Consider the following 5,611-nt stretch of genomic DNA (forward strand, 5'->3'; position numbering starts at 1 on the left):
GGCCGGGGGCTTCCGGATCGGCGGGGGTGGAGGCTTCCGGATCGGACGGCGGAGCGAGCAGGGCGAGCGTGCGGGTGACCGTCAGCAGGCGGTGGACGATGGGGCTCACGGCGTGCACGCGCAGCGTCTTGCCGTCCCTCAGGGCGTGTCGGCGGATGCGCAGCAGGATGTTGAGGCCGGAGCAGTCGCAGAAGTCGACGTTGCTCAGGTCGAGGTCGACACCGTGGCGCGCGCGCTCCAAGGCGGCGCACAGGGTGCTGTGCAGCAGCCGGTCGGCGTCGATGTCGACCTCACCGGCGACGGTGACCAGCTGGCGGTCGCCGGCCGGTACGACCTCGATCTCCAGGCGCGGCAGTGGCCGGCCGCTCGGCGCGTAGGCCGGGGCCGTGTAGAGGGCGCGCCCGCTGTTGTTCTGTGCGGGTATCGCTTGCTTTGACATGGCATTGGCTCCCCAGGCATCCGCCGGTGCCCTGCTCGGGTCCCTACAGGTTCCGCTTCCGCTGCTGATACGTCAAGCTATACACGAAAAGTATTTCGTCTATTTGAATGCGTGAAAGGAGGGTCCTACCATGGCGGGATGGGTGCCGTACCTGAACCGCACGCGGGGTGGACGTTCCTGACGAACCACGCCCGCGTGCTCGCCGCGATCGCCGACAACCCGTCCGCGCGCATACGTGACATCGCCGCGCACTGCCGGCTCACCGAGCGCGCCGTCCAGCGCATCATCTCCGACCTGGAGGAGGCCGGGTATCTGTCCCACACCCGGCAGGGCCGCTCCAACACCTACCGCATCGAACCGGGTGTACCGCTGCGCCACCCGGCCGAGGCCGAGGCCGGACTGACCGTGGCGACCCTGCTCGGAGTCCTGGCCCGGCACGACGAACAGCGCGGGCAGCAGCCGCAGCGTCTGTGAACGACGCCGGGCAGGTGTGACGCCACGCAGCCGCCCTGTTGGGCGACGGGTGTCGGGCGATGAGGTTGCCGGGCCGCCGCTCGGCCGCTCTCCGGAGCGGCCCGGGATCAGGCCTGGTCGGGCTGGACGGCGGTGAGGTCGCCGGGGTCGGTATTGGCCCCGCACAGGACGACGGCCACCTTCTCGCCCGGGGCGGGGCGGTACCCGCCTCCAACCACCTGCGGGTACGCCCCCGACGGAAGGGCCGCGAGCGCGGTGGCGGCGGCGTGTTCGACGGCGATACGGCGGTGCTCCCACAGGGCCCGGCGGGCACGCACGATCGCGCTGTCGGGCACCAGGACCGAGTGCACCTCCCCCTGCCGGGCGGCGTCCAGGGCCATCGCCGAGGCCCGGCGTGCGCCGAGGGCGTCGGCGGCGACCGAGTCGACCGTGACGTCGACCGGGCGGCCGGCGCCGATCGCGGCGTTCAGCGCGCGGCAGTTCTCCGGCTCGACCGCCACCACGCGTACGCCGTGGTGGCGGGCGGCGGTGGCGACGCCCGCGTACAGCCCCCCGCCGCCGACCGCGACCACCACGGTGTCCAGGCCCGGGACCTGCCGGACGATCTCCTCCAGTACGGTGCCGGCTCCGGCGGCGATCAGCGGGTGGTCGTAGGCGTGCGAGGCCAGCGCCCCGGTCGTGGCGGCGAACTCCTCGCAGGCGGCCAGCGCGTCCGCGTACTCGGTGCCCACCAGCCGGACCTCGGCGCCGAAGCCGCGCAGCCGGGCGGTCTTCACGGCGGGCGCGGTGGCGGGCAGGAAGACGGTGGCGGTCACGCCCTGCTGCCGCGCGGCCCAGGCGCAGGCCAGCCCCGCGTTGCCACCGGAGGCGATCGTCATGCCCGCGTCGGGCAGGGTCCCGGCCTCGCGGTGGGCCTGGAGGAAGTTCTGCGCGCCCCGCGCCTTGAACGAGCCGGTGTGCTGCAGGAACTCCAGCGCCAGCCACCCCTCGCGGGAACCCTCCGCCGGGTCGCCGTGGAACTCCCCGGGGTCGGCGGGGGCGAGGGCGACGGGACGGACGCGTCCGGCGATACGGTCGGCGGCGGCCTTGATCTCGCCGTACGTGAGCTGGTGCATATCGGGGCTCCCAGGGCGGAGAGGGGCGTCCGGCCGGGCGTCGCGCCGGACGGTCGGGCCTCCATGATCCCTCCTGCGGCCGTCCGGCCGGTCGCGTGCTCCCGCATCCCTGCCGGGAGCACGCGACCAGCAGTGCGCGGGACGGTCAGAAGCGGCCGTGTACGGTCTCGCGGTCCGTGGCGGAGAGCCCCGCGGACGCCTTCGCGCTGAGGGTGGGCTCGACGTACGCCGGTGCCGGGTCCGCCTCCGGGGCGCACGTCTTGGCGACGAACCCCTTGCCGGCGGGCAGCGTTCCGTCGCGCAGATAGGCGACGAAGGTGTCGTCCAGACAGGCGTTGCCGTGGAAGAGGACCTCGTGGAAGCTGCCGCCGTTCTGGACGACCAGCTTGGAGCCGGGCAGCGCCTTGTGCATCGCGACCGCGCCGGGATACGGGGTGGCCGCGTCCTCGGTGGCCTGGAAGAGCAGCACCGGCGGCAGACCCTTGCCGGTGATCTTCAGTCGGCCCTGGCCGCCCTGGTGCGGCCAGAACATACAGGCGGCGTTGTACCACATGTTGTTGTACGTGTAGAATGGCGCGACCGCGTTGACCTTCGCCTGGTCCTTCTTCCAGAACTCCCAGTCGCGGGGCCAGTTGCTCTCCGTGCACTGTGTGGCGTTGTAGTTGGGGAAGGCCCCGTCATCGGCGCCGGGGGCGGCGTACCGGTTGTAGGCGATGGTGAGCGGCCGGGAGTCGTGCCGGGTGAGATAGCCCGAGAGGACCGTGGCCATCCGGGGCCAGCGCAGGAAGTTGTAGCCGCCGCCGTAGAAGGTGTCCTCGAACTCGGCCGGGCCGATCCTGCCGGGGGCGGGCGCGGCGGACACCGGGGCGGTGCGCAGCGCGTCCTCCATGGCGTAGTACTTCTTGGTCACCGCGTCCGCGTCGGTGCCGAGGTGGTACACGGCGTCGGCCTTGGCGGTCCACTCCGCGAAGGCGCGGAAGCGCCGCTCGTGCTCCTTGTCCTGAAGGATGTTGTGGTCGTACCAGGAGATGGTGGGCCCGACGATGCTGTCCAGGACCATGCGCCGCACATGGGAGGGGAACAGCTGGCCGTAGGTGGAGCCCAGTGAGGTGCCCCAGGAGCCACCGTAGAAGTTGATCTTCTTGGCGCCCAGGGCGGCACGGATGCGGTCCATGTCCCGCGCGCTGTCCACCGTCGTCATGTGCGGCGTGATCCAGCTCCAGTCCGCCGCGCAGTCGGCGGCGTAGGTCGCCGCCCTGGCGAGCCAGGCCTTCTCGGTGCCGTGTCCGGGCTGGTAGTCGGGCCGCTCGCCGTCGAAGTAGTGGGCGTCGCAGACGACATGGGGCTCGCTGCCGTTGGTGCCCCGGGGGTCGAAGCCGATCCAGTCGTACGTGGAGGCGACGTCGGCCGGGATCTGGCCGGTGATGTAGGCGGGCATCCACAGACCGCTGTCACCGGGGCCGCCGGGGTTCAGCAGGATCGGGCCCTGCCGCTGGGCCTTGGGGGCCGTGGCGGGCAGCCGGTTGAGCTTGATCTTGATCTTCCGCCCGTCCGGATGCGCGTAGTCCAGCGGGACTTCGAGCATGGCGCACTGGAGCGCGGGGGTCGCGGTGTCACCGCAGGATGTCCAGGCGATCCGGTCCACGGTGCTCTCGTGGGCGTCGGGGGCGGCGGCGACCGGGACCGCGCTGCCCAGTAGGACGGTCGAGACCGCGACGGCCAGCAGTGTCAGTGGTCTTCGCATGTGCCCTCCTCAGTCCGCGCGCCGGGGCGGCGCGACGGTCAGGGAAAGCATGTGACATGTGCCATTGCACATGTCACACAGGAGAATGACTCGTTATGCAACCGTGATTCGGGGTCGACCGCGCGGTCGACATGACGACGGTGGTGGGGCCCGCCCCGGTCATCCCCTCCGGGTGTCCGGATGTGACAGGGAATCGTCATTGCGGCCATCGCAGGGGGCCACGAGGATGGACGCATGCCCCTCACCCACCGCGTCGTCATCGCGGTCTTCCCCGATGTCGACCTGCTCGACGTCGCCGGCCCGGCCGAGGTGTTCGCCCTGGCCAACCGGGAGGCTCGGGGCCGCGCCGACTACCGGGTCCGGCTCGCGGGTCCGGTCGCGGGCGAGGTGCGGACCTCGGCGGGGGTGCGGCTGGTGGCCGATCTGAGCTTCGCCGAGGTCGGCCGGGAGGTGGACACCCTGCTGGTGCCCGGCGCGGTCGACATGACCGACGACGGGCCCACCGCACGGATCGACCCGGATGTCGTGGCGTGGGTGAAGGAGACGGCCGCGCACGCCCGCCGAGTGGCCTCGGTGTGCGTGGGCGCCCATGTGCTGGCGGCGGCCGGGCTGCTGGACGGGCGGACCGCGACCACCCACTGGTCGACCGCCGCCCAGCTGGCCGCGGACCATCCCGCGGTCACCGTCGACCCCGATCCCATCTTCGTCCGTACCGACCGCGGGCGGCTGTGGACGGGTGCCGGGATCAGCGCCTGCCTGGACCTCGCGCTGGCCCTGGTGGCCGAGGACCTGGGCGAGGACGTGGCACTCGCGGTCGCCCGACAGCTGGTCATGTTCCTCAAACGGCAGGGCGGCCAGAGCCAGTTCTCCGTCCCGCTCAGCCGGCCCGCCGCCTCCCGCCGTGACATCGACGAGCTGCGGCTGTGGATCTCCGAGCACCTCGACGGGGACCTCTCCGTCCCGGCCCTGGCGGCGCGGATGTGTCTGAGCGAACGGCATTTCGCGCGGGTCTTCACCCAGGAGACGGGCGCCGGTCCCGCCGCGTACGTCGAGGCCGCGCGCGTGGAAGCGGCCCGGCGGCTGCTGGAGACCACCGACCGCCCCCTCGACCAGGTCGCGACCGCGGCCGGGCTCGGCTCGGCCGAAACGCTGCACCGGGCGTTCCGACGGCAGTTGGCCACCACGCCCGGGGCGTACCGCCGCCGCTTCCGCGCCACCTGACGGCCCGGGGGCGCCCTCCATCCCTTCCATCACACCCGACGCGGCGAGCGCGACACGGCTCGCTTCGCCATGCCCCCTTCACGCCGGAAAGGCACCCGATGAACACGAACAAGCCCGAGACGAACCGCCCCGCCACGACCCTGCGCGACGTGGTCGGCCTGGACAACCGCCCTCCCCGGCTGAGCGAGTCCGTCCTCATCATGATCGACTTCCAGAACACCTACCGGACCGGCGTCATGGCGCTCGACGGGGCGGAGGAGGCCGTCGCGGCCGGTGCCCGCCTCCTGGCACGCGCCCGCGCGGCAGGCACACCCGTCGTCCACATCGTCAACGACGGCGGCGAGAACACCCCGTACGACATCCGCGCCCACATAGGCGCCATCAGCGACGAGGTGGCTCCGGTGGACGGCGAGCCGGTCGTGGTCAAGCAGTTCCCCGACGCCTTCCACGCCACGGACCTGGAGAAGACCCTGACCGGCCTGGGCGCCGCGCCCGGCAGCGGCAGGGACCTGATCCTGGCCGGGTTCATGACGCACATGTGCGTCAACTACACGGCCCAGGGCGCCTTCAACCTCGGCTACCGCCCCACCGTCGTCGCCGACACCACCGCGACCCGCC

The 5,611-nt window shown here is 72.3% G+C and carries 6 protein-coding genes; 3 read left to right on the forward strand and 3 right to left on the reverse strand.

The window, feature by feature from the left end; genetic code table 11:
- The coding region (locus ACJA3G_RS28510) for an STAS domain-containing protein (RefSeq protein ID WP_406555914.1) at nt 1-439 on the reverse strand (439 nt) is incomplete at its 3' end.
- A 138-nt stretch (nt 440-577) separates the two neighbouring features.
- Between ACJA3G_RS28510 and ACJA3G_RS28515 the strand changes: the two genes are divergently transcribed.
- The gene (locus ACJA3G_RS28515; protein ID WP_406555915.1) at nt 578-913 is read left to right on the forward strand and encodes a helix-turn-helix transcriptional regulator; all 336 of its coding nucleotides are present in this window, start codon (nt 578-580) and stop codon (nt 911-913) included.
- A 107-nt stretch (nt 914-1,020) separates the two neighbouring features.
- On the opposite strand, the gene ACJA3G_RS28520 is transcribed toward ACJA3G_RS28515, so the two are convergent.
- Complete coding sequence (locus ACJA3G_RS28520) at nt 1,021-2,028, reverse strand: threonine/serine dehydratase (RefSeq protein WP_406555916.1); 1,008 nt, start codon at nt 2,026-2,028, stop codon at nt 1,021-1,023.
- 145 nt (nt 2,029-2,173) lie between these two features.
- Nucleotides 2,174-3,772 (reverse strand): alpha/beta hydrolase, encoded by a 1,599-nt coding sequence (locus tag ACJA3G_RS28525; RefSeq protein ID WP_406555917.1) that lies wholly within the window; start codon nt 3,770-3,772, stop codon nt 2,174-2,176.
- Nucleotides 3,773-4,006: 234 nt separating this feature from the next.
- On the opposite strand from ACJA3G_RS28525, the gene ACJA3G_RS28530 reads away from it, so the two are divergent.
- Nucleotides 4,007-4,993 carry a GlxA family transcriptional regulator gene (locus tag ACJA3G_RS28530; RefSeq protein ID WP_406555918.1) on the forward strand — a complete coding sequence of 329 codons (987 nt, stop codon included), beginning with the start codon at nt 4,007-4,009 and terminating at the stop codon, nt 4,991-4,993.
- Between the two features lie 98 nt (nt 4,994-5,091).
- Nucleotides 5,092-5,611 (forward strand): isochorismatase family protein (locus tag ACJA3G_RS28535; protein ID WP_406555919.1); only part of this gene is annotated, 520 nt, incomplete at its 3' end.

The organism is Streptomyces sp. YS-3 (assembly GCF_045257485.1).
GTDB lineage: Bacteria > Actinomycetota > Actinomycetes > Streptomycetales > Streptomycetaceae > Streptomyces.